17 protein-coding genes are annotated in these 24,132 nt (G+C 69.4%); 9 read left to right on the top strand and 8 right to left on the bottom strand.

Translation table 11 applies throughout. From position 1 onward, the window contains the following. Positions 1–44 precede the first annotated feature (44 nt). Positions 45–731, top strand: coding sequence for a TetR/AcrR family transcriptional regulator (locus QSK17_RS30685; protein ID WP_285709017.1), 687 nt, complete (start codon positions 45–47; stop codon positions 729–731). Here the strand turns inward: QSK17_RS30685 and QSK17_RS30680 are convergent. From QSK17_RS30680 to QSK17_RS30670, 3 genes are all read right to left on the bottom strand, one after another. Next, positions 701–2,587 (bottom strand): hypothetical protein, encoded by a 1,887-nt coding sequence (locus tag QSK17_RS30680; RefSeq protein ID WP_285709016.1) that lies wholly within the window; start codon positions 2,585–2,587, stop codon positions 701–703. The genes QSK17_RS30685 and QSK17_RS30680 overlap by 31 nt on opposite strands. 20 nt (positions 2,588–2,607) lie before the next feature. Then, entirely contained in the window at positions 2,608–4,188 is a 1,581-nt protein-coding gene (locus QSK17_RS30675; protein WP_285709015.1) for a zinc-binding metallopeptidase family protein, read from the bottom strand. Between the two features lie 68 nt (positions 4,189–4,256). Then, positions 4,257–5,267 (bottom strand): LacI family DNA-binding transcriptional regulator, encoded by a 1,011-nt coding sequence (locus QSK17_RS30670; RefSeq protein WP_285709013.1) that lies wholly within the window; start codon positions 5,265–5,267, stop codon positions 4,257–4,259. Positions 5,268–5,435: 168 nt separating this feature from the next. On the opposite strand from QSK17_RS30670, the gene QSK17_RS30665 reads away from it, so the two are divergent. From QSK17_RS30665 to QSK17_RS30645, 5 genes are read left to right on the top strand one after another with little or no spacing between them, the layout of a single operon-like run. After that, positions 5,436–6,725 carry an ABC transporter substrate-binding protein gene (locus tag QSK17_RS30665; RefSeq protein WP_285709012.1) on the top strand — a complete coding sequence of 430 codons (1,290 nt, stop codon included), beginning with the start codon at positions 5,436–5,438 and terminating at the stop codon, positions 6,723–6,725. Next, positions 6,719–7,573 (top strand): carbohydrate ABC transporter permease, encoded by an 855-nt coding sequence (locus QSK17_RS30660; protein ID WP_285709011.1) that lies wholly within the window; start codon positions 6,719–6,721, stop codon positions 7,571–7,573. The genes QSK17_RS30665 and QSK17_RS30660 overlap by 7 nt, the downstream gene beginning before the upstream one ends. After that, entirely contained in the window at positions 7,570–8,388 is an 819-nt protein-coding gene (locus QSK17_RS30655; protein ID WP_285709010.1) for a carbohydrate ABC transporter permease, read from the top strand. Before QSK17_RS30660 ends, QSK17_RS30655 begins: the two co-directional genes overlap by 4 nt. Then, positions 8,385–9,374 carry a serine hydrolase domain-containing protein gene (locus QSK17_RS30650; protein ID WP_285709009.1) on the top strand — a complete coding sequence of 330 codons (990 nt, stop codon included), beginning with the start codon at positions 8,385–8,387 and terminating at the stop codon, positions 9,372–9,374. Before QSK17_RS30655 ends, QSK17_RS30650 begins: the two co-directional genes overlap by 4 nt. Next, the gene (locus tag QSK17_RS30645; protein ID WP_285709008.1) at positions 9,371–11,989 is read left to right on the top strand and encodes a family 78 glycoside hydrolase catalytic domain; all 2,619 of its coding nucleotides are present in this window, start codon (positions 9,371–9,373) and stop codon (positions 11,987–11,989) included. The genes QSK17_RS30650 and QSK17_RS30645 overlap by 4 nt, the downstream gene beginning before the upstream one ends. Before the next feature lie 254 nt (positions 11,990–12,243). On the opposite strand, the gene QSK17_RS30640 is transcribed toward QSK17_RS30645, so the two are convergent. Beyond that, positions 12,244–13,374, bottom strand: a complete 1,131-nt coding sequence (locus tag QSK17_RS30640) for a WD40/YVTN/BNR-like repeat-containing protein (RefSeq protein ID WP_285709007.1) — start codon at positions 13,372–13,374, stop codon at positions 12,244–12,246. 119 nt (positions 13,375–13,493) lie between these two features. Between QSK17_RS30640 and QSK17_RS30635 the strand changes: the two genes are divergently transcribed. Next, the gene (locus QSK17_RS30635; protein ID WP_285709006.1) at positions 13,494–14,483 is read left to right on the top strand and encodes a helix-turn-helix transcriptional regulator; all 990 of its coding nucleotides are present in this window, start codon (positions 13,494–13,496) and stop codon (positions 14,481–14,483) included. Positions 14,484–14,540: 57 nt separating this feature from the next. Here QSK17_RS30635 and QSK17_RS30630 read toward each other — a convergent pair whose 3' ends face one another. Then, positions 14,541–15,341: an SDR family NAD(P)-dependent oxidoreductase gene (locus QSK17_RS30630; protein WP_285709005.1), complete on the bottom strand. Its 801-nt coding sequence runs from the start codon at positions 15,339–15,341 to the stop codon at positions 14,541–14,543. 287 nt (positions 15,342–15,628) lie between these two features. On the opposite strand from QSK17_RS30630, the gene dnaE reads away from it, so the two are divergent. Continuing rightward, positions 15,629–19,216, top strand: coding sequence for a DNA polymerase III subunit alpha (gene dnaE, locus QSK17_RS30625; RefSeq protein WP_285709004.1), 3,588 nt, complete (start codon positions 15,629–15,631; stop codon positions 19,214–19,216). A gap of 18 nt (positions 19,217–19,234) precedes the next feature. On the opposite strand, the gene QSK17_RS30620 is transcribed toward dnaE, so the two are convergent. The 3 genes from QSK17_RS30620 to QSK17_RS30610 all read right to left on the bottom strand — a co-directional run bounded on the left by QSK17_RS30620 (position 19,235) and on the right by QSK17_RS30610 (position 22,388). Continuing rightward, positions 19,235–19,951 carry a hypothetical protein gene (locus QSK17_RS30620; protein ID WP_285709002.1) on the bottom strand — a complete coding sequence of 239 codons (717 nt, stop codon included), beginning with the start codon at positions 19,949–19,951 and terminating at the stop codon, positions 19,235–19,237. Between the two features lie 385 nt (positions 19,952–20,336). Further along, positions 20,337–21,044 (bottom strand): type 1 glutamine amidotransferase, encoded by a 708-nt coding sequence (locus QSK17_RS30615; protein WP_285709082.1) that lies wholly within the window; start codon positions 21,042–21,044, stop codon positions 20,337–20,339. 225 nt (positions 21,045–21,269) lie between these two features. Then, positions 21,270–22,388: a PP2C family protein-serine/threonine phosphatase gene (locus tag QSK17_RS30610; RefSeq protein ID WP_285709001.1), complete on the bottom strand. Its 1,119-nt coding sequence runs from the start codon at positions 22,386–22,388 to the stop codon at positions 21,270–21,272. 231 nt (positions 22,389–22,619) lie between these two features. Here QSK17_RS30610 and QSK17_RS30605 point away from each other — a divergent pair, with 231 nt between their 5' ends. Next, positions 22,620–23,573 carry a rubrerythrin family protein gene (locus QSK17_RS30605; protein ID WP_285709000.1) on the top strand — a complete coding sequence of 318 codons (954 nt, stop codon included), beginning with the start codon at positions 22,620–22,622 and terminating at the stop codon, positions 23,571–23,573. Positions 23,574–24,132: the final 559 nt, after the last annotated feature.

Here is a 24,132-nt window from a genome sequence, read left to right as displayed (position 1 = left end):
AGACGTGAACGTCTCCTAAGAGAGGGAAGTACGATCGGTGAGCGATGTCAAGACATGAACAGAAGGAAGTTCCGGCGGCCCGGCCGCTCCCCAGGGGGCGGCACGGACTCTCCCCCGACACGGTGCGCAGCTCCCAGCGAGACCGCCTCGTGGAGGCCATGCTGAGGCTCGTCGCGAGGCGTGGATACGCCGCCACGAGCGTGCCGGACGTGATCGCCGCCGCGCGCGTCTCGCGCAACGCCTTCTACGCCCAGTTCGCCGACAAGGAGGCGTGCTTCCTCGCCGGATGCGAGCGCGACCTGCCCGAGATGATCGACTCGATCCACGCGGCCGCGTCGGGGGCGGGCGACCGCTGGAGCGAGGCGCTCTGGCTGGGGATGACCACCTACCTGCGGTGGTGGCAGGAGCGCCCGGAGTACGCGCAGGCGTACTTCGTGGAGTTGCCGAGGGCGGGTGAGCGGGCCGTCGAGCAGCGTGACGCCGCCTACCGGCCCTTCCTCGACATGCTCGGGTCGCTGGCCGCGCGGGCCAGGCTGGAGGATCCCTCGCTGCCGCCGCTGCGTGCCGCGGTGCCCCGCCTGATCGTCTACGGGGCCACCGAGTTCATCGCCTCGGAGGTGCGTGCGGGCCGCGTCGCCACTCTGACGTCGTCGGCCGGCGACCTGTACCACTACACGGTCGCCCTGCTCGCCGGCCCCGATCACGGCATCGCGACCACCCCTTCCGCCTGAACCAGCCAGCCTTCGGGGAAGCACCCCTCCGCCGCCATGTGGGCGACGGCGGCAAGCAGGCCGCCGTTGCCCGGCAGGTAGAGGGGCAGCAGGCCAGGCCACTGGTGGTTGTGGCCGCTGGCCAGGTAGGTGTTCTTCGGGGCGTCCATCAGCAGCGCGTCCACGGCGGTGTCCGGCTCGCCGAGCCTGGCCGCGCACATGGCGAGCATCGGATAGTCCCAGCCCCAGGTGCTCTCCAGGTCCCAGTCGGCGAGCACGTCGTGCAGGGTGGCCCGCATGATCTCGGGGTCGATCAGCGGGGTGGGCGGCACGAACCCGAGCGCGCCGGTCATCGAGGGGTGGTCGGTTCTGATCGTGTACGGCTCCACGCCGATGGCCGCGTAGACGCCGTCGCGCACCAGCGGCCGGGCCAGGCCGTGCAGGACCCGCGCCCACTCCGGGTCGGGGCCCCGGCCGAGCAGGCCCCGCCACCGCTGGGCCGTCTCCAGCCCCCACCACCAGTAGGCCAGCTCGAACGTGGGATCGCGCACCAGCCGCCTGGACTCGTAGTAGGACTCCTGCGCCGGGACCAGCGGCGGCCCCAGATGCCCGCCGCCCGCGAAGGAGGCCATGAACTCGGCCGTCTCGAACACCAGGTCCCGGTAGTCCTCCAGCGCCCCCGGGCGGACCCGGCGGAGCAGCTCGGCGAAGTAGATCAGGTGCGGCTGCTGCCAGACGATGAAGGCGCCGATCTCGCTCGGGCTCTCCCTGCCCTCCGGCCCCACCTGCTTGGGCCAGCGGGCGCCGCGGAAACCCTGCCGTGCGGCCGTGGCCCTGGCCCGCGGCAGGATCGAGCGGTACCACGGCAGGCTCCGCTCCAGCAGCTCGGGCCTGCCCCACAGAGCGAAGTGGGCGGCGTGCCACCAGTGCATCTCCAGGTGGAACTTGCCGCTCCAGGAGTTGACCGCCAGCCCGGTCTCCTGCGGCGGGGTGGAGCCCGCGCAGTTGACCGCGGTGAGGTACTGCGAGAGCACGACCCGGCGTTCGAGCTCAGGCGCTCGCGGGTCGGTGCTGCCGTCGAAGCTCACCGCTCCCCCGCTCGTCCAGAACCTCTCCCAGTGGGCGGCGGCGGCCGTACGGACCTGGGAGAAGGACGGGAGGGCGGCGCCGACGGGGTGGCGGGCGAACTCGACGACGAGCTCCAGCTCGTCGCCCTGGATCAGGTACACGTGACCGCCGGGCGACGTGAGCCGCGCCGACCCCGCCCACTCGGCGGCCACGTGGTAGCGGTCCGCGTCCAGGACGCGGGTGAAGTCGCAGCGCGAGCCGTACGGCGTGCGCGTGAGCGCGTGCGTGGTGGTGTGCCTGTCGGGTTTGTCCCAGTCGGCGGTGGTGTGCCAGCCGTCGCTGGCGTAGGGGAAGGCGATCCTGATCCCCGCGCCGCCCACGACGCGGATGGCCAGCAGGTCGCGCTCGGGGTGACAGACCGTCTCCACCTCATGCGGCAGGCCGCCCAGCTCGAAGGAGCTGGACAGCGTGCCGGTCCACAGGTCGAGGGTCTGCGCCGACCGGCCGAGCGGGGTGGCCTCGTCGACGTCGAGGCCGATCCGGCCGAGATGCAGGCGGTGCGGGTTCACGTGCAGCCAGCCGCCCGCCTCGGTGGCCGGATACAGGTCCGGATAGCCGACGCCGTCGTAGTCGGTGAGCGCGTCCTCCAGCACGTGGCCCTTGGGGTTGGGCATCGTGTGCCAACCCCACTGCGCCTGCGTGCCCAGCGGCGCGAAGGTCTGCAGCCCGGTGGCGTCGGCGGTGAAGGCGAACTCCCCGTTGCCGACGGTGAGCGGACACCCGGCGTCGGCGATGGTGTGCCGACGCACGAGCGTCCTCCTGTCGATGCTCACGCGCACCCCGGCGTGCCGGAGGCGCGCTGCTGGCGCATGAAGGTCACGTCGCCGGCGACGTCCGACTGGGCCATCGGGCCGAGGCCGAGCACGACGTCGGTGAAGGCGAGCGATGCCTTGCGCATCATCGGCAGGTCGATCGCCTCGGTGCCGAACTGCGGCGAGAACAGCGTCTTGGGCGCGGCGATGGGCGAGATGACGGGCAGCAGGTGCTGGTTGTACGGCGTGCCCTCGCCACCGAAGCCGCAGTGGTGCGGAACCGTGGCGAGGTCGGCGGCCGACAGGCCCTTGAGGATCGCGGTGCGCTTCACGTCCCGGTACTGGATGTGGCCCTTGACCAGTTCGCGCAGCGGCGTGCTCTCGCTGACGGGGACCATCAGCAGTTCGGTGAGGGTGGGGTCGGCGACGAGCTGCTTGCCGGGCAGGCCGTTCGGCCTGGCGACCGCGTTGTAGCGCTTGGCGCCGAGGTGCTCAAGCACGACGACGGAGGAGACCCCGCCCTGGTCGTACTCGGCGTCGAGCTGGGCGGCGAGCTGACCCGCGCCGCCCTCGCGGACGTTGGGGCCGGTCAGGTGCTGGTAGAGGTGGCCGGTCACGAACGCGAACTGGACGGTGCGCGGACGGCACTCCACCGGTAGCGACGACAGGTAGCGGGCCATCTCGATCATGGTGAGTGGGCCGTTGTCCCACACCGGGCTCATGCCGTCGGTGTGGCTCTCCACGACGATCTTCTGGGCGCTCCCGCCGGGAAGCGTCGCGAGCAGGGTGCGGGTCGTCGTCGGCGTCCAGGCGGCGTTCACGGTCAGCGCGGCCTGGACCGGCTTCCCGGCGGCCAGCGCGTCCTTGATCTGCTTGCCCTGGTCGGCGCCGACGTACGCGCCTGGCACGCCGTACGGCAGGCCCTCGTAGGGCGCGTACATGCCCTGGATCTGGGCATGCGGGAGCTGGCTGACCTCGATCACGCCCACCGCACCCGCGGCGGCGGCCGCCTTGAGGTCGGCGTCGGCCGCGGCCGGGGCCTCCATCGACTCCGAGCCGAGCAGATTGATCGTGTTGGCCGGGTCGTACATGGAGTAGCCGAGGCCGAGCGGATAGAACAGCAGGTTGGGCACGCTGGTCCACGGCAGGTCCCTGACGACGATCTTCCCGGCGGCGTTGGCCGCGGTGATGTTCGTCCCTGCGGCCAGGTGGACGAGCGGCGCCGAGACGCCGCCCGCGCCGGTGGAGGAGGAGAACGGCACGGGGGCCGCGACCTGCACGGCCGTACCGCCGACGGTCAGGCCGGTGCCGAGGCTGTCCCAGCGGTCGATGGCGTAAGGCAGGGAGGAGAACTGGAGGCCGGGGATGGCCGCCATCTCGTCCTCCAGCCAGTCGACGTAGTCGGCGTGCGCGGTGGAGCCGGTCGGCCTGGGGCCGAACGCCTTCTGCTGCTGGGCCAGGGTGCTCAGGCGGGCCTCGGAGGCGAACGCGGCGGGGTCGACCCTGACCGGGCAGGCCGGCGCGGCCGCCTGGGCGAAGGCCGGTTGCGCGGGCGCGACCAGCGGGAGGAGAAGGGCGAGGAGAGCGAGTCGTCTCACGCGGGGGTCCTTCCATCGAATCGTTTTAATGTGTGGTCCGCGACAGTCCCCCGACGTGCGGTTGGTTCTCAGACGCGAGGCGGTCCGGTGGTTCCGCGGACGATCAGCGTGGGCGACACCGACGACGTCACCGATCGTGAGCGTCCCTCGATGCGTTCGACGAGCAGGCGCGCGGCGGTCGCCCCGATCACGTGCCCGTCCTGGTCGACGCTGGTGAGCGAGATGCGCTTGAGCGAGGCGATGCCGATGTTGTCGTATCCGGCGACGGAGAGGTCCTCCGGCACCGACAGGCCCGCCTCGTCGGCGGCGCGCAGCACGCCGAGCGCCGCGATGTCGGCCCCGGCGAAGATCGCGGTGGGCCGGTCGTCGCGCGCGAGCAGTTCCCGCGCGCCCTCGAAGCCGCCCTCCTCGGTGAAGGAGGTGGCCAGCACGTCATCAGCGAGTCCGTGGGCGCGCATCGCCTGGCGGTAGCCTTCGGCGCGCACCGTGTGCGGCAGTCCCTGGGCGCGGGCCCGCTCCAGGTGGGTGATGTGCGCGATCCGGGTGTGCCCGAGCCCGACCAGGTGGTCGACCACGAGCCCCGCCCCCATCACGTCGTCGTCGACGACCGAGTCGTAGGCCGCGGCGCCGCCGTGCCGGCCCACCACGACGACCGGGATGGCCGTCGCGATGGCGGCGAGTTCGGCGTCCGTCATGACCGGCGAGATCAGGATGAGCCCGTCCATGCTCCGGTCGATCATGGCGTCGGTCATCCTGGCCTGCGTCTTGGGCTCGATCCCGCCGGGTCCGAGCAGCACCTGGTACTCGGTGTCGCCCAGCCGGCCGGTGACGCCCTCGATGATGTCGGGGAAGAACGGGTTGCGGGTGTCCGAGAGCATGACGCCGAGGGTGTAGGTGCGTCCGCGCAGGGCGCGGGCCGCGGCGTGCGGGCGGTAGCCCAGCTCGTCGATGGCCTGCGTCACCTTGGCCTGCATCTCCGCGCTCACGCCGTAGGCACCGCGCACCACCTTGGACACGGCGGCCGTGGAAACCCCGGCTCGCCTGGCCACATCGGCGATCGTCACCCGTCCGCTCGTCACACGCCGTCCTTCATAGAGTCTTCGTAGAACGAACTACACACTTTTCTGAAAGGTGAGGTTAGCCCGTCACCGCTATTCAGGTCTACGTCTTGACGGGCGATTCTCTCGTGCCCTAAACAATGGAGAACGTTCTACACAACACCCCCTAACATGAACAGGAGCACGGGCGTGAGAGCACCATCTCGTCTGCTCGGCGCGGCGATCGGCGCCGTCCTCGCCCTGTCCCTCTCCGGCTGCGGGTCCTCCGCCCCGGAGGGGACCGGTCAGGTGAAGCTGACCCTCTGGCACAACAGCGCGGACCCGGCGCCCCTGCTGGAGATGTACAAGAAGTTCGAGAAGCAGTCCGGCCACAAGATCGAGCTCGTGTCGATCCCGTCCGACGGCTTCGAGGACACCACCCAGACCAAGTGGGCCACCGGCGACCGCCCGGACATCCTGGAGTACCACGCGACGGCGAGCGGCCTGCTCGCCCTCAACCCGGCCGAGAACCTGCGCGACCTGACCGGCGAGGCGTACATCGCCAGGTCCGGCGACCTCTACCAGAGCGCCGGGTCCGTCAACGGCAAGGTCTACGCCGCCATCACCGGCTTCCCCCAGGTCTTCGGCCTCTACTACAACAAGAAGGTCTTCACCGCGGCCGGGCTGACCCCGCCCACGAACTTCGCCGAGCTCGCCGCCACCTGCCCCAAGCTCAAGGCCGCCGGGGTCACGCCGGTCTTCGAGTCGGGCGGGTCGATCTGGCCGGTGCAGATCCTGCCCATCCTCTACCTGGCCGGCGCCAACCAGTCCAACGCGTACGGCAAGGCCATCGCGGGCCACAGCAGCACGCTGGCCGACGCGGGCTCGCCCTTCGTCGCCGGCCTGACCGCCTACGCCAAGCTGCAGGCCGACGGCTGCTTCAACAAGGACATCGTCACCGCCAAGTTCGAGGACTCCATGAAGGCCCTCGTGACCGGCAAGGCCGCCATGGTCGCCCAGCACTCCGACATGCTCCCCGCCCTCCTCGCGGCCGCGGGCGACGACCAGAAGACCGTCGACGAGTCCGTCGGCTTCGTCGGCCTGTCGAGCGACAAGCCGCTCGTGACCTACGCGCCCGGCCCGATCGGCACGTTCTACCTGCCCAAGACCGGTGACGCGGCGCGGGAGAAGGCGGCGCTCGACTTCGTGCGCTTCATGACCGGCCCGGCCTACGCCGAGTACATCACCGCGTCCAAGACCTTCCCCGTGTTCAAGGACGTGCCCGACCCGCAGGGCGTCTCGTCCGTGCTGCAGGACGTCAAGAAGGCGTACGACACCGGCGCGGTCATCGCCTTCAACTCCGACATCCCCGGCATGGGCGGGCTGGCCCAGCTCATGTCCGAGCTGATCGCCGGGCAGAAGGATCCGCAGAAGGCGGCGACCCAGCTACAGGGCCAGGTCGAGCAGGCGGCCAAGGCGGCAGGGCTGCCCGGATGGTGATGCGGAACAGGGCGGCCTGGCTGCCATGGGCACTGCCCGCGATCGTGCTGGTCATGGTCTTCTTCGTCGCCCCGTTCCTGCTCAACGTCCGGTTCGCGTTCTCCTCCTGGACGAGCTTCCGGGCCGAGATCACCTGGAACGGGCTGGAGAACGTCCGCACGCTGATCGACCAGGACCTGCTGGCCAACGCGGTCACCGTGACCGTGCTGTACGCGATCCTGTGCATGGCGATCCAGAACACGGTCAGCCTCTCGCTGGCCCTGGCCCTCCAGCGGACCAGCGGGATCAACACCGTCTTCCGCTCGGCGTTCTTCCTGCCGACACTCATCTCGCCGCTGGCCGCCGGATACATCTGGCGCGGCCTGCTCGCCCCCGAAGGGGCGGTCAACTCCTTCCTCGGCATCGAGTGGGCGTGGCTGGGCGAACCGTCCACCGCGCTGGTGGTGGTCGCGTTCATCGACGCGTGGAAGTGGAGCGGGCTGATCACCCTCGTCTACATCGCGGGCCTCAACTCCATCCCGAAGTCGCTGCTGGAGTCGGCGACCGTCGACGGGGCCGGGCCGTGGACCCGGTTCCGGCGGGTGGTGTTCCCGCTGCTCGCCCCGGCGCTGACCTTCAACGTGGCGGTCACGCTGGTGGGCGCGCTCAGCGCGTACGACGTGATCGCCGCCACCACCGGCGGCGGGCCCGGCGACCACACACGGGCCCTGAACGTGGTGATGCGCCAGCAGTGGGGGCAGGGCTTCTTCGGCTCCGCCAGCGCGCTGGGGTTCACCGTGACGCTGCTGGTGATCGCCACCGCCGTGCCCCTCGTGTGGTGGCTGCGGCGCAGAGAGGTGACGGGATGAGAGCGGTCCTCAAGTACACGGCGCTGACGCTCTTCGCGATCCCGTGGGTGCTCGTGCCCATCTGGCTCGTGGTCGTCAACTCGTTCAAACCCGCGGGCGAGGCCGCCGAGCTGGGCCTCGGCCTGCCCAGGACGTGGGCGATCGCCGAGAACTACGGCATCGTGCTCGACCGGGGCGGCTACCTGACGGGGCTGGTCAACAGCCTCAAGGTGACCGTGCCGATCGTGGTGGCCGTGGTGTTCCTCGGCGCGGCGGCGGCGTGGGCGTTCGGGCGCAGCCGGTCGCGGTGGCTGCAGGCGGCCTACTTCGTGATGGGCCTGTCGATCCTGCTGCCGCCGTCGATCATCCCGACCGTCTACCTGCTGCGCGCCCTGTCGCTGGACGGCGGCTCGCTCGGCTACGTGCTGACGATGACCGGCTGCCGCCTGGGAGTCGTGATCTTCCTGGCGACCGGATTCGTCCGGGCGTTCCCCCGCGACCTGGAGGACGCCGCCGCCATCGACGGCGCCTCTCGCGCGCAGGTCTTCGTCCGCATCCTGCTGCCCCTGCTGCGGCCGGTGCTGTTCGTCGGCGGCGTGATCCTGATCATCAACGTCTGGAACGACTTCTTCTTCGCCCTCTTCCTGCTCCAGGGCAGCGCGAACGCCACGCTGCCGCTGAGCCTGTTCCAGTTCGCCTCCGGCACCTTGCAGAGCCTGAACTGGAACCTCGTCTTCGCCCACGTCCTGCTCACCACGCTCCCCCTCGTGGCGGTGTACGTCGTCGCGCAGAAGCGCGTCCTGGCCGGCCTTACGGAAGGTGCACTCAAAGGATGACAACTCACGACATCGCGCTCGACTGGGTCAGGCGCGAGATCAAGGAGGGGCGGCTGCCGTGCGCGGTGTTCGGCGCCGCCACCTCCGACGGGATCCAGGTGCTGGAGGCATTCGGCGAGCACGACGGCCGAAAGACCAGGACCGAGGACCACTTCGCGCTGTTCTCGGTGACCAAGCCGCTGACGGGGCTGGCCGCCCTGCGCCAGGTCGAGCGCGGGCTGCTGTCGCTGCGCCGCCCGCTGCGGGACGTACTGCCGAACTTCGCGCGGCCCGACGTGACGCTCTGGCACCTGCTCACCCACACCAGCGGCATCGCCGAGCAGACGCTCACGCCCGACGACCTGCTGGAGCACCTCGTCACCGCGCCGTCGATGTTCGAGGCGGGCACGCTCAGCCAGTACTCCAACCTGGCCTTCGCCGGGATCGCGGAGATGGTCCGCGACGTCACGGGCCGCGACATGGCCGACGTGATCGACTCCGACCTGAACACGCTGGTGCCGGGCGGCGGGCGGATCACGTTCGACCCGGCGTGCGACGCGGCCGAGGTCCACGGCATCGAACTGCTCGGGCCCGGCTTCGACTTCGACAAGTTCGTACGGCTCCGCCACCCGGCGGGGGCGCTGTTCTCCCGCGCCGAGGACCTCCTGGCGCTGGGCGGGGCGCTGCTGCGCGGCGACCGCAAGCTGATCCACCCGACCACCCTGGCCGCCATGACGACCCCGCAGACGACGGGCCTGGTCAAGCTGCAGCCCGACCCGGTCAACGCCGGGCAGGACTGGGGCCTCACCTGGAACCTGCGCCACTCGGCTCCCGGGCTGCTCGACCGGCGGCTGTACGGGCACGGCGGCGCCTCGGGGTGCCAGTGGTGGATGTATCCGGAGCAGGACGCGTGCTTCGTGCTGCTGATCAACGTGATGGCGCCGAGCCTGTACGGCGTCGACGTCGACGGCCTGCACAACGCCTTCACCACCGGGCTCGACGCGTGAATCGGGATTCGGGGGCGCTCGGAGTGCAGGTCTCAGGCGCGCAGGCGCCGTTCATCCGTTCGGCCCCGCCCGGTTCACGGGCGGGCCTGACGTGCGGCCTGGCGGATCCGGTGGGCGTGGACGAGCCGTCGCCCCGGCTGTCATGGGACGCCCGGCTGTCCAAGGAGGCCACCGTGGTGGTGTCCTCGGACGGGCGCGAGGTGTGGCGGTCGTCCGTGCCCGCCGGATCGCACGGCGTGGACGTGCCGGGTGAGTGGCTGGCGCCGCTGACGCCGTACACGTGGAGTGTGGAAGGGTACGCGACCGGCGCGTTCACCACGGGCCTGCGGGCGCGCGGTGGGTGGGACGCCCCCTGGCTGGCGGGCGACCCTCAGGCGGCGGTGAGCCTGCGCGGGTCGTTCACGTGGCATCCCGCTCCCGGACGCGCCTGGCTGGCCGCCACCGCGCTGGGCGTCTACCGGGCGCTGCTCAACGGGGTACGGCTGGGCGAGGAGGAGCTGGCCCCCGGCTGGACCGACTACGGCCACCGGACGCGCTATCGGCTGCTGGAGCTCACGGAGCTGCTCGTACCCGGCGAGAACGAGCTGGAGCTGTGGCTCGCTCCCGGCTGGTACGCGGGTCACATCGCCGGCGGAGGCCCGCGCCGCTACGGCGACCGGCCCGCCGCCAGCGCCCAGGTGCTCGTGCGGGACGACGACGGGGTCCGCCGCGTGTTCGCCACGGACGCGGCCTGGACCCGGCGGGATCTCGGCCGCCCGCGCGCCGACCTGGTGATGGGCGAGACCGTCCAGGCCCCTTCCCGGCAGGCCGGACCCGCCGAGACGACGGCCGCCTCGGAGCTCCTGGTGGAGGCCGACCCCGCTCCCCCGGTGCGGGTGATCGGCACGGTGCCCGCCGTGTCCGTGACCGAACCCGCGCCGGGCGTCCAGGTGGCCGACTTCGGGCGGAACGTCGTCGGGCGCGTACGGCTGCGCGTCGGCGCGCCGGGCCCCGTACGGATCGTGGTGCGGCACGGGGAGGAGCTGACCGCGACCGGGCGGCTCTACACCGACAACCTGCGCACCGCGGACCAGCGTGACGAGTTCGTCCTCGGCCCCGGATCGCACGTCGTGGAGCCCGCGTTCACCCTGCACGGGTTCCGCTACGCGGAGGTCACCGGCTGGCCGGGCGCGCTGACGCCAGACGACCTGGAGGCGGTGCTGCTGTCCTCCGCGCTCGCCGTCACCGGCTCGCTGACCGTGAGCGATCCCGCCGTACGGCAACTCGTCGCCAACATCGGCGCGTCGGCGGACGGCAACCTGGTGAGCGTGCCGACCGACTGCCCGCAGCGCGACGAGCGGACCGGCTGGACGGCCGACATCTCGGTGTTCGGCTCGACGCTCAGCTTCCTGCGGCACACGCAGGCGTTCCTGTCCGGCTGGGTGACGACGCTGATCGACGGGCAGCGGGCCGACGGCGCGGTCCCGCATGTCGCGCCGGTCCTGCCCGAGTACGGATACGACTCCCCCGTGTGGTCCGACGCGCTGGTCGAGGTGCCGTGGCTGCTGTGGCGGCGCTACGGCGACGACCGCACGCTGCGCCGCGCGTACGACCCGATGCGGCGGTGGGCCGACTACTGCCTGGCCCAGGCCGAGGGCGGCATCAGACCGGGCCGGGCCCTGGGCGACTGGCTGGCCCCCGGCACGGTCGAGACGCCCAAGAGCCTCATCGCCACCGCTGCCCTCGCCCGCAGCCTCCGCCTGGTCGCACACGTGGCCGACGTGCTCGGCGAGCCGCACGCGCCGGAGTACGGCGAGGCGTTCACCCGCGTGTCGGGCGCCTTCCAGCGGGCCTTCCTCAGCGGGCCGAGGCTGCACACCGAGACGCAGACCGGCTACGCCGTCGCCCTCGCCTGGGACCTGGTCCCGCCCGAGGACCGGGCCGCGTCGGCGCAGGCGCTGGCCGAGCTGGTCCGCGCCGACGGGCACCGGCTCATGACGGGCTTCGTCGGCACCCCCCTGCTGCTGCCCGTGCTGTCGGAGACCGGCCACCACGACCTGGCGTGCCGGATCTTCAACCAAGAGGGCTATCCGTCCTGGCGCTACCAGCTCCGCGCCGGGGCGACGACCATGTGGGAGCGCTGGGACGCCTGGCACCACCGGCACGGCCTGCAGACACCGTCCATGAACTCCTTCAACCACTACGCCTACGGCTGCGTGGGCGACTGGCTGTTCCGGCACGTGGCGGGCCTGGGCGACGACCCGCGCGGGACGGGTGGCGGCTTCGGCGAGCTGCTGCTGCGTCCCGGCCCCGTCCCGCTGCTGCGCCAGGCGCACGCCCGCTACGAGAGCGCGTCGGGGACCGTCGAGTCGGGCTGGCGGGCCGGGCCCGACGGGGTCCAGTTCACGTTCGCCGTCCCGGAGGGCGTGACCGCCCGCGCGGTGCTGCCCGTGCGCGGCGCGTGGGACGGGATGACCGTCAACGGCACCTTCCTCATGGGCCTCAACGAGCAGCTGCCGACCACCAGGCTGGCCGACGGGGGCTGCGCCCTGAACCTGCCGCCGGGCCGCTGGTCGTTCACGGCCCCTGCGGCGGCCACGGCCCACCTACTCCAGGAGTGGGACGACCTGCGCTAGTGAGCTGGTTGTGAGGCTTGCGGTCACCACTCGTGTTGCTTTTCGTCACTGAGTGGTGACGCGCGGGCGCGCTCGCCGCCGCGGGCAGCCTCGATCTCCCGCTGCTGGCGACGATCACCCTGGCCGGGACGGTCCTGGGCGACACTGAGCAGTCGTGGCGGCGGCCGGGCGACAACCTTGTCACGGCCGTCCGCGGGCTCAGCTCCGCGCTTCACGAAAGCTCGCGCCCGTAGACGACCGGACGGTGGCGGGAGCTATACCTCTTCGGCCACCCCGAGGTACATCACATTCGGGTGCGCGGGATTGAAGGCAATGGAGGTGACCCGGTCGTAGGAGTTGTGGTTGACGGTGACGCGGTTCTTACGGGATTCGTACTTGTAAATGTCCGTGCCAATCGCCGACCATCCGGTCCCGAAGTCGAAGTAGAGGACGTCCGCGTCCTTCGGGTGCGGGGCGAGCAGCGGCCCGTTGGGAATCGTGACCGTCCGGTCCTGGTCCACGACGGGGGTGAAGTTCCTGCCTCCGTCGTCCGAGCGGTAGATGTGCCGGCCGCCGGACGGCACGCCGGCATCCAGCTCCGCCAGGTTGAGCCCCATCGCCCACACGACGTTCCCGGCGGCCGGGGAGATCGCGGCGCTGAACACGTTGACCCTGTCGCCGGTCTCGGCCAGCCCCTCGGCCGAGGTCCAGGTGCGGCCGCCGTCGGAGGTGACGCGGGCACCGGTGTCCGAGGCGCCCAGCACCACGTGGTCCAGGTCGTGCGGGTCGAACACCGCGGTGTAGGACATGCGGGTGTCGCTCGGTGACCAGGCCGGCACCCCGACGGGCTGCCACGTGCGCCCGCCGTCCTGCGACTCGTACAGCTGGCCTTCGAGGTCGGACACCCGCAGGCGGTCGCCGTTGCTCCGGTCCACACCGAGCCCGATCAGGCCGCCGGCCGGCGCGGTGAGCGGCGTGGCGCCCTCGGGCGTGGCGAGCGCGAGGTTGCCGTCGCGGTCCCAGGCGTAGGCCCGGCCGCCCCGGGCCGCGACCAGCTCTAAGTACCAGCCGCTCACCTCGCCGATCACCCTCCAGGTGCAGCCCGCGTCGTCCGAGGCCAGCAACTGCTTGTTGGACATGGCCAGCAACTGGTTCGGATTGTCGAGCGCAACGAGACCCGTGGTGTAGACGATCGGCCGCGCCGGCTTGCTGGTGGGCGCGATCTGCTTGCCGTCGTTCCACGCGTACGTCACAGAACCATCGCTGCCGACCGTCTGGCAGGTCGGCTGGCTCCAACCGAAGCCGTCGAAGCCGTCGCCGGAGGGCTTGTCCCTCGCTATGGCGGGCGTGGCGGCCGACAGGACCGTCAGCGCGGTCGCGAGTCCGATGGTGAATGCCTTCTTCAACACTGCCTCCCCGACAGGTACGTCTTACGAGTCCGTTCCTATCGGTGAGTTCGATGCTCAGGCCAGGTCTGATGGCGGCAGATTTACGCCATTGCAGGCATCTGACACACTGATCGATCATGAACCCGGACGACAACGCGCTCACGGCGGTCGGGGTGAATGCCGAAGACGAGCAGATCTACCGCGACCTGCTGCGCCGGCCGCGCGCCACGCTGCCCGAGCTCGCCGCGCACACCGGCCGCACCGCGGTGGCCCTGCGCCGGGCGTGCTCGCGGCTCGAGTCTCTCGGCCTGGTCAGCCGCATGGCGGGGCGCCCGGTCCGGTACGTGCCGACCAGGCCCGACGTGGCGGTGGCCGCCCTCATCTCCCGCCGCGAGGAAGGGCTGGCCCAGGCCAGGCTGGCTGCGCTCGCGCTGCTGGCCGAGACGCCGCGAACGGAGAACCTGGCTCCCGAGGAACTGGTCGAGGTCGTGCAGGGGCAGGCGGCCGTGGTGCAGCGGTTCACGCAGTTGCAGCAGACCGCGACCGAGGAGCTCCTCGTGCTCGACCGGCCACCGTACGCGCAGGACCCCTCCCAGCAGAACGTCCCCGAGATGGAGCGTCTCGCGCACGGCCTCCTGGTGCGCGGCATCTACGATGCCTCGGCCCTGGAGATCCCCGGCAAGCTGCGCCTCGCCCAGGAGTCGGCAGCGGCCGGAGAGCAGGCCAGGGTCAGCCCCGAGGTACCCATGAAGCTGGCCATCGCCGACCGGAGGACCGCCATCCTGCCGCTGAGCGCCGACGCGTCCGCCCACTCGGACAGCGCGGTCATCGTGCACTCTTCGTCGCTGCTCGACGCGCTGGTCACCCTGTTCGAGGTCCTGTGGCGGTCGGCGCTGCCGCTGCCGATCTTCGACACGCGCTCCCGCCCGGCGGACATGCCGGATCCCAAGCTGTTCGCGCTGCTCGCGGCCGGGCTCAAGGACGAGGCGGTCGCGCGCCAGCTGGGGGTGAGCCTGCGCACCGTGCACCGGAGGGTCAGCGAGCTGATGGACCGGCTCGGCGCCCGCACCCGCTTCCAGGCCGGCCTGCTCGCGGCGCGCCGCGGCTGGTGGGACGCGGATTCCTGACCGCCGTGGCGCGGCCGGGCCGCCCGGCGTGTCATCGCCGCATCACTTTGCGAAGGATTAGCCGGTGGAAAGTAGGGGCCATCCGGCCGTGAGGCCGCCGTCCAGGATGATGGTCTGCCCGGTGAGGTAGGAGGCTTTGTCGGAGCCGATGTAGAGCACGGCCGCGGCTATCTCCTCCGGCGTGCCCGGGCGGTGCATGGGCAGGGCGGAGTTGACGGCCTCGCGGACGTCGTCGCTGGCGGTGAACCTCTCGTACATGGCGGTCTGGGTGAAGCCGGGGGCGATGGCGTTGACGCGGATGCCGTGGGCGGCGCCTTCGAGTGCCGCCGCCTTGGTGATGCCGATGACGGCGTGCTTGCTGCCAACGTAGAGGGCGGAGTTGGGGTAGCCCATCAGCCCGAAGGTGGAGCTGACGTTGATGATGCTCCCACCGCCTTGAGGTCGCATGACGCGGAACTCGTGTTTCATACTCAGCAACGTGCCCAGGACGTTGGTGTCGAAGGTGGCCGCGTAGCTTTCGTCGGTGACCTCCGTGACGGGTCCCGGTGTGCCCTCTGTGCCGGCGTTGTTGAAGGCGATGTCCAAGCGGCTGAAGCGGTCAACGGTCCGATCTATGAGATTGGTCACGTCCTCGTCGCTGCGCACGTCGGCACGGACGAACACGGCCAGATCCCTCAGAACCCGGGCCGGGTCATTGTGAACGATGTGCCGCTCATACCTGGCGTCCAGGGTGACTGCGATCCGCGGCTGGACGCAGTCGGGCACCTCCACGTACTGGTGGCCGTACACGCCCTGACGGGAGAAGGACCTCGGATCATCGCTCGTACGCGAGGGGAACCAGCGGCCCGGCTCACACATGGCGGCGATCCATCAGGACTCGTCGATACGAGCCTGCACGAACGCGATCAGGTCATCCATCAAGGACTCCGACCTCATCACTCGCTGGGAGAGCTACGCGTCCATCATGAGCCTGTACGGCCCGGCTCGGGGCGGCAATCCCCAAAACGCGTCTCTCGGCCTGGGGAGCCACCTCTTGGATCTCGCTGCTTTCTCCACGAGGGTGGTCGGCCACCGCAGCCTGCTCGATAGAGTTAGGTCTCCTCCAGCGCCCCACTCGCACCACACCGGAAAGGCCAAGATCACCCGTGGCTGATTCGTTCGTTCACCTGCATGTTCACACCGAGTACTCGATGCTGGACGGCGCGGCGAAGATCGGCAAACTGGCCTCGCGAGCGGCCGAGCTGGGGATGCCCGCGATCGCGATGAGCGATCACGGCAACATGTTCGGCGCCTACGAGTTCCAGGCGAAGATGAAGGCCGCCGGGGTGACGCCGATCATCGGGATCGAGGGCTATGTCAGCCCCGAGTCCCGCTTCTACAAACAGTCCGTGTTCTGGGGGGAGCCCCACCAGCGCAAGTCGGATGAGCGGACCGGACTGGGCGGCGACGTGTCCGCCAGCGGCACTTACCTGCACAAGACGATGTGGGCGATCAACGCCCAAGGCCTGCGCAACCTGTTCAAGATCTCTTCACTGGCCTCCCTTCAGGGCCACATGAAGAAGTACCCCCGGATGGACGATGAGCTGTTCGCGGAGTACCACGAAGGGATCGTCGCCACCACAGGCTGCCCGTCCGGCGCGATCCAGACCCGGCTCCGGCTCGGGCAGTACGACAAGGCGCTGGAGACCGCGGCCAAGTACCAGGACATCTTCGGGCGGGACAACTACTTCCTGGAGATCATGGATCACGGTGGGATCCCGATCGAGACGGGAGTCCGCAAGGATCTGCTGCGTATCGGCGAGACTCTTGGCATCCCGCCGCTGGTCACCAACGACTCCCACTACGTCACCGAAGACCAGTCCACCGCGCACGACGCACTGCTGTGCGTCGGCACCAACTCCCAGATCAGTGACCCGAACCGGTTCCGGTTCTCCGGAAACGGCTACTACGTGCGCTCCGCTGAGGAGATGTGGGCGCTCGACAGCTCGGAGACATGGGCGCAGGGCTGTAAGAACACCCTGCTGATCGCCGAGCGTGTCGAGCCCTATGACGAGGTGTTCGCCCACCGTGACCTTGCCGCCAAGTTCCCGGTCCCCGAGGGGGAGACCGAGATGAGCTGGCTCCGCAAGGAGGCCTACCGTGGCGCGGTCCGTAGGTATGGCGACCCCGTACCGGCTCATGTCGTGGAACGGATCGACTACGAGCTCGGTGTCATCGAGGGCATGGGGTTCCCCGGCTACTTCCTCGTCGTCGCCGACATCTGTAAGTACGCCCGCGACAACAGCATCTGGATCGGCCCCGGCCGAGGATCGGCCACCGGATCCATGGTGGCCTATGTCACCGGCATCACCGAGCTCGACCCCATCGAGCATTCTCTGCTGTTCGAGCGGTTCCTGAATCCCGAACGTATCTCCATGCCTGACGTCGACCTCGACTTCGACGAGCGTAGGCGCGGGGACATGATCCGCTACGTCACCGAGAAATACGGTGAGGACAACGTCTCGCTGATCATCACCTACATGACGATCAAGTCGAAGGCGGCGGTCAAGGATGCGGCCCGTGTCCTCGGCTATCCCTTCATGGTCGGCGAGAAGATCACCAAAGCGTTCCCGCCCGCTGTCATGGGCAAGGAGATCCCGCTCACCGGAATCTTCGATGAGAAGCACCCCCGGTACCCCGAGGCGACCGAACTCCGCAAGCTGTACGAGGAAGACCAGGACGTCAAGCAGGTCATCGACACCGCGGTCGGCCTGGAAGGACTGACCCGGGGCACCGGCGTGCACGCCGCGGGCGTCATCTTGTCCTCCCAGCCGCTGCTCGATGTGATGCCGATCTTCATGCGGCCCGACGACGGCGCCCGCATCACCGGCTTCGACGGGCCCAGCAGCGAGAACATGGGCGCGCTGAAGATGGACTTCCTCGGCCTGCGCAACCTGACCGTCATCGGCGACGCCGTCCAGAATGTCAAGGACAACCGCGGCATCGACCTGGACATGCTGTCCCTGTCTCTGGACGACAAGAAGACCTACGAACTGCTGGCGCGCGGCGACACGCTTGGGGTGTTCCAGCTCGACAGCTCGATGATGCGCGACCTCACCAAGCTGATCGCCCCGGCCCGATTCGAGGACATCTCGTCGGTCCTGGCGCTGGGCCGCCCCGGCCCCATGGGAGCCAACGCCCACGTCAACTACGCGCTGCGCAAGGCCGGCCAGCAGGAGATCACACCGATCCACCCCTCCCTCAAGGAGGCGCTGGAGCCGATCCTGGGCACCACCTACCACCTGGTGGTCTATCAAGAGCAGGTCATGGCCATCGCCCAGCAACTCGCCGGATACACCCTCGGCGGCGCCGACATCCTGCGCCGGGCGATGGGCAAGAAGAAGAAGGAGGAGATGGACAAGCAATGGGCCACCTTCTCCTCCGGAATGGTCGACAAGGGGTACACCGAGGAAGCCGCGAAGGCCGTCTGGGACGTTCTCGAGCCGTTCAGCTCCTACGGGTTCAACAAGTCCCACACCGCCGGCTACGGACTCGTCTCCTACTGGACCGCCTACCTCAAGGCCAACTACCCGGCCGAGTACATGGCCGCCCTGCTCACCTCTGTGGGCACCAACAAGGACCGGATGGCGCTTTACCTCGCTGAATGCCGCCGCATGAAGCTGAAGGTCCTCCCACCCGACGTCAACGAATCCGGGCTGCGTTTCAGCGCCGTCGGCGATGACGTCAGGTTCGGACTCGGCGCGATTCAGAATGTCGGCGAGAACGCGATCAACGGCATCATCAACACCCGCGACGCGAAGAGCGCATACACCGAATTCAATGATTTCCTGACGAAGGTGCCGCAGGTCGTCTGCAACAAGCGCACCATCGAATCGCTCATCAAAGCCGGTGCGTTCGACGGACTCGGCCACCCCCGCCGGGGACTGGTCCACATCCACGAGCAAGCTATCGACGCCGTCATCGACGTCAAGCGCAAAGAAGCCTTGGGCCAGGACTCGCTGTTCGGCGCATTCGACGACGATGACGACAGCGGAATGAGCAGTGTCTTCCATGTCGCGGTGCCCGATGGCGAGTGGGACAAGAAGACAAAGCTGTCCTTCGAGCGAGAGATGCTCGGCCTCTACGTCTCCGATCACCCACTCAACGGAGCGGAACGCGTACTGGAACGCAATCGTGACCTGACCATCGCCCAAGTGCTCGACGGCCAGGCAGGGTTCGGCAATGTCCGCATTGCCGGAATCATCTCCGGCGTCGACAAGAAGGTCACCAAGAAGGGCGACGTGTGGGCCATCCTCAAGATCGAAGACCACGACGCGTCCATCGAGGTTCCGTGCTTTCCCCAGACCTACCAGTTGTACGGGACCAACCTCGCACCCGACCTGGTCGTCTCGGTCACCGGCCGGATCCGCTCACGCGGCGACGGTGAAGATGCCACCGTCTCGTTCAACGCCACCGACATCACGTTCCTTGACATCTCCGGGATCCAGACAGACGGACGCGAACCCGTAGTGATCTTTCTTCGCGAGGAACGCGTGAGTAAGGATCTTGTCAGCGAACTCAAACGGATCCTCACGGTGCACCCCGGCGACACACCAGTCCGTCTCCGCTTGGAACGCCTCAACCGCAGGATCAGCCTCGTCGAACTGCCCGACTATACGGTGAACCTCAACAATGGAGCATTCGCAGGGGACATCAAGGTCCTCCTTGGCGCAAACGCGCTGGTCGCACCATGACCGAGGACTCAACGCTTCCTACGACCCCGGCAGTCCGATCAGCCCAGGCTGCGGCCGTACCAGGCGTTCGGCTGGGAAGAGCCGGTAGATCGCCTCGCGCACGCCCGCGTGCTGTACGCGGGCGATGAAGGACTTCGGGGTGGTGCCGCAGAGGCGGCGGAGCCGGGGAGACTCGTCGAGCAGGCTCCGGATGAGATCATGCTGCGTGGTCAGCCGCCGCGTCCGCCCGTGCGCGTCGACGAGATGACCGTGCTTGCCCACGTAGACGAAGCACCGCGGCAACGGCGCCCCGGACGCCGACACGACGGGATGCCGTTCCGCTGGCAGCCGGCACCGCCGATAGTTCGGCTCCGTCCGGTCGAGAGCGGCAAGTTCGTCGTCATCGAGCCACAACACGAACAGCCGGGAGACCTCGGCCGCCTCGACTGGGACCGCGGGAACGTACCCCGGCCTGCTCACGTGCGCCGACACCCCGGGGATGATGCCAGGCACCTCCGCGAGGGTCATGGGAACCACCGGCCGCACCGAGTGGCGCAGAAGCTTCCGCCGCACCTGACCGGGCGAGGCGTTCGACCCTACCGCGACCACCGGGTGGCGTGCGCTGAGCCCGCTGACACCCAAGCTTTGCAAAAGCCCGGCCAGCGTGACGGTCGCGCCGTCACGGCAGACGATCCACTGCCCGACAGGCAGGTGCGGCACCGGACGAAGCGGGATGAACTGATTGTCAAGCAGCACACCAGAGGTGTCCGGGATCCGTCCAGGGTAGGTGAGAGGACTCGCGATCGGATCGGTTTGACATAGTTTTCCCACGCCATGTCAACTTCCATCACGTCTCAGTCATTCCTCGGTAAAGAAGTCGATCATTTCCGCGGATGTCGAGGGAGGTGCCCCGCGGCAAGCGCCTAGTGCCCCAACCGGCAAGGTTTGCCCGGAAGGAGCGGTGTCCAGGGTGGTGCATCGCAAGGCGGAGGAGGAGGTCGTAGCGGAGCCTACGGCCGACATTCCCGGGCCCCGCGGAAAGTCCGAGCTTGCGAGGAGTTTTCGTGGGTGGGGCGACAACGCGGCGAGGTGCCGCCCTGGGCGACGCGACGGGGCAAAGATTGACGGGCGGGGCACTAGCTTAGGGGCGCCCCTCCTTGACCAAGGTGGCGAAACGGGAGACCACCTCACCCCAGGCGGCCCGCGAGAGCGGGTCATCGGTCACGGCGGCGGCGTACACCTCGTCGAGATCGAGACCTCGCCGGCGAATGTACTCGACGTCCCACTGCTGGATGCGTTCGGGCTTTGCCTCAGGGTGAAACTGCACGCCCCAGGCGCGGTCGCCCAGCCGGAAGGCCTGGTAAGGGCAACGTTCGGTCTCGGCCAGCCAGACCGCGCCCGGCGGCAGAGCCGTGATGGCGTCGATGTGGTTCTCGATCGCCGGGACGGCGACGGGCAGCCCGCCGAAGACCACATCGTCCGCCGCCTCGGCCCTCATGGTGATGGACGTGCTGCCGTGCTCGGGCGCCCCGGCGTCGCCCTGGACCTTCCCGCCGCCGACCGAGGCCAGCATCTGCCCGCCGAGGCAGATGCCGAAGAACGGCACCGACCGGGCGAGGGCCTGCTCGACGAGGGCACGGGTGGTCGGCAGCCAGGGCGCCTTGTCGTCGTCGTCCGGCAGGTAACCGCCGCCGAGCACGATCAGGCCGTCGTGCTCCAGCCGTACCGGGAGGGCGGACCCGTCGAAGGCGGTGACCACGTCGACGGCGACCCCGGCGGCGTTCAGCCATTCCCCGAACCGCCCAGGACCCCCGTTCGTGTCGTTCTGTACAGCAAGCACACGCGGCATTTCCGGCATGAGGCCCGACTTTACCGCTCCCGCCGACATGCGCACCTGCGAGTCCTCCGGCCGGCGGCGAGCTTCAGATGCGCCGCCGTACCACTCATCCGGCATGGCAGCCGACCAAGCCGACTCCACGGAACCCGAGGCACATCAGAGTCTCCACGAAACCCGGCGCGGTTCAGCGATCAGCGTCGTCGACAACGGTAGCTCACGGGGAGCGTGCAGGGCCGGTCAGTAGTCGGGGGCGCGCTGGACGGCGATCACGGCGGCGTCGTCGGCCAAGCGCCCGCCGACGTGGGCGAGCAGGTCGGCGCGCAGGTGGTGGACGAGCGCCAGGGGGGTCTCATCCTCGACCCAGGAGGCGGCACGCTCGGCGAGCGGGTAGAAGACGCCCTCGGGACTCCGGGCTTCCACGACGCCGTCGGTGTACAGCAGGAGCAGGTCGCCGGGTTCGAACGTGAACGTGTCCGCACGGTAGTCCGGGTCGGCCAGCTCGCCCAGGCCCAGCGGCGGTGCGGGACGCGTGGGATGAAGCGTGATGACCTGTCTGCCGCGCAGCAGCAGGGGAGGCGGGTGCCCGCAGGTCACCATGCGCATCCGCCGCGACGCGTCCGGGATGTCGATGACCACGGCGGTGATGAAGCACTCCCCGGCCTTCTCCGGTTCCGAGGATTCGGCCAGGTTCCAGCAGACGCTGTGGTCCAGATAGGTGACGAGATCGGGCAGATCGGCCTGGCGGTGGGCGGCCTCGCGGAAGGCGCAGAGCAGCAGGGCGGCGTCGCTGATGGCGGTCAGGCCCTTGCCCATCACGTCGCCGACGATCAGCCTGGTGGCGTCGGCCGTTCGTGTGGCCGCGTACAGGTCGCCGCCGATCTGCGCCTGTTCCTGCGCCGCCAGATACACCGACGCCACCCGCAGCGGCCCGAGCCGCTGCGGCAACGGCCTGAGCACCACCCGCTGCGCGGCCTCCGACACAGCGCGCACCTGCGCCAGTTCTTCGGTGTGCCGCTCCCGCAGGTACCGGAACGCCGTCACGACCACCGAGACCACCACCAACGAGATGATCTGCGACTGGAAGTACATCGTGCTCAACAGGCCCTGGTCCAGGATCACGCCGACGGCCACCAGGCCCACGACGGCGATCGCGGCGACCATCGCGGTGGCGAAGGCGCCGGCGAACGACGCGGTGATCGCGGGCGCCACGACCAGCAGCGGGCCCAGCGGAATCCCGATGGGGGTCAGCAGATCGACCCCCACGATGACCGCGATCAGGCCGAGCGGGAACGCCAGCAGGGCGTCACTGGCCTGCCACGAGCGATGCCGGTGCGGTAACAGCCGCTGCGGGCGCATACTTCCTACTTACACCCGGCCCTGCGGCGTGGTCCCGGCAGGTGGCTGGGCTCGACAGGCCCCGCCGTCCAGCGGCGAGCACCCCGGCGGCCCAGCCTGCGCGTGGCATAGCCGCGCAAAGGTCCTCTCAGCATCAGGCAGCTTGCCGGGAAGACCTGTTATCGGTCGCTTCTCCAGGTAAGCGACCTAAAGACGGCCGTCGGGTCCACACACGACGGAGGAGGTCGAGGCATGATCCGCTTCTCAGCACGCGCACTGGTGACCGGAGCGTTCACGCTCGCATTGAGCGCGCCCATGGGCTGCGCGTTCGCCGCGTCAGCCGCATCGGCGGGACCGTCCTCCGACACGCCCAATGTGCCGAGCCCGCAAACCCGTGCCGACCTGACGCAGTCGATGCGGGGTGAGGCGTTCGCCGACGCCTCCTACCGCCTCTACGCCGAGCAGGCCCAGCGGGAGGGCCTGCCCTCGGTCGCCCGCCTGTTCGAACGCACAGCCAACGTCGAGCTAGGAGAGCATTTCGAGGAGGAGGCCGCGCTGAGCGGCCTGGTAGGCGACGACGCCGCCAATCTCCGCGACGCGATGAAAGGCGAGGTGCACGAGTCCACAGAGATGTATCCCCAGTTCGCCCAACAGGCCAAGGCCGACGGCGAGAGCGAGGCGGCCGACCGCTTCTCGGAGATCGCCCGTGACGAAGGGGCACACGCGCGAGCGTTCGGCGCCGCACTGCAGGCCGTCGAGTCCGGCCAGGGCAACGTCCCCGCACCGCCAAAGGTCGAAGTCGTGCAGGTCCCGGCTGACCCGGCCAAGGTCCGGGCACAGCGCACCGTGAAGAATTTGGACACGGCCATGCACGGAGAAGCACTCGCATACGCCAAGTACCGGCTGTACGCCGAGCACGCCAAGAACCCCGCTGTGGCCAGCCTGTTCCGGGGCGACGCCGCAGTGGAAAGGCGCGAACACTTCGCCGACGAGGCGAAGCTCGCCGGGCTCGTCGGAACCACAAGCGCCAACCTGGCCAAAGCCATCGCCGGCGAGCGCTACGAATCCCAGACCATGTACCCGACCTTCGCCAAACGCGCCAAGGAGGCAGGCGACACCGAGGCGGCCAAGCTCTTCGCGCACAACGCCAAGGACGAGGCCGGACACGCCCGCGCCTTCCAACAGGCTCTGGACCGGCTGCCCTAAGTGGTCGTAGGGCCCACCTGACCGTGACACAAGGGGCACCGGACCGGTTGGCGCGCCGTGCGACGTGGACGCGCGCCGAAAACCCGACGCGGGCCGGATTCGCGAGCTCGTGAGGAGCTACCGCAGAAGGCGGTTGGCCGCGGCCTCGGCAGGAGTCGTGGGCATGGTGACGTCGATGCCCCGGCGCGGTGCGGTAGGTGCGTGCTCACGCGGTGCCTCACACTGCTCACCTGGTTCACCTCAGCGACCTCCCCCTGAGTTGCTCCGCCGATCGGGCGCCTCGGTTGGCGACGAGGGTCAACGCCCGTAGACAGTCGGCGGAGATCTCCCGTGTGGTTGTGGCGTCTAGCTGCTTTCAATAAGCGCATCTCCAGTTCTGCGGTCCCGGCCACATGCCGGTGATGAGGGCCTCCGTCCGCGTGTCGTTCCAGGTTGGCGGCACCGACCGGCACCACCCGGGCCCGGCGGCACCGACCTGACACCATGAAGAAATCTTTCGCTAACTGTCGCCAATATGAAGAAACTTATTGACATCGCGATCTTAACTTCAGAGTCTGTC

It is taken from the genome of Microtetraspora sp. NBRC 16547 (assembly GCF_030268965.1).
Classification (GTDB): Bacteria; Actinomycetota; Actinomycetes; order Streptosporangiales; family Streptosporangiaceae; genus Microtetraspora.
Note: the sequence above shows the minus strand (reverse complement) of the source record. Positions and strands in the feature narration are given on the sequence as shown.

Coding starts and splice junctions, on each gene's coding strand:
- QSK17_RS30660 (WP_285709011.1), top strand. CDS start 6,719: ATGGTGATGCGGAACAGGGCGGCCTGGCTGCCATGGGCACTGCCCGCG.
- QSK17_RS30605 (WP_285709000.1), top strand. CDS start 22,620: ATGATCCGCTTCTCAGCACGCGCACTGGTGACCGGAGCGTTCACGCTC.
- QSK17_RS30685 (WP_285709017.1), top strand. CDS start 45: ATGTCAAGACATGAACAGAAGGAAGTTCCGGCGGCCCGGCCGCTCCCC.
- QSK17_RS30650 (WP_285709009.1), top strand. CDS start 8,385: ATGACAACTCACGACATCGCGCTCGACTGGGTCAGGCGCGAGATCAAG.
- QSK17_RS30630 (WP_285709005.1), bottom strand. CDS start 15,341: ATGTGTGAGCCGGGCCGCTGGTTCCCCTCGCGTACGAGCGATGATCCG.
- QSK17_RS30610 (WP_285709001.1), bottom strand. CDS start 22,388: ATGCGCCCGCAGCGGCTGTTACCGCACCGGCATCGCTCGTGGCAGGCC.
- QSK17_RS30655 (WP_285709010.1), top strand. CDS start 7,570: ATGAGAGCGGTCCTCAAGTACACGGCGCTGACGCTCTTCGCGATCCCG.
- QSK17_RS30615 (WP_285709082.1), bottom strand. CDS start 21,044: ATGCCGCGTGTGCTTGCTGTACAGAACGACACGAACGGGGGTCCTGGG.
- QSK17_RS30635 (WP_285709006.1), top strand. CDS start 13,494: ATGAACCCGGACGACAACGCGCTCACGGCGGTCGGGGTGAATGCCGAA.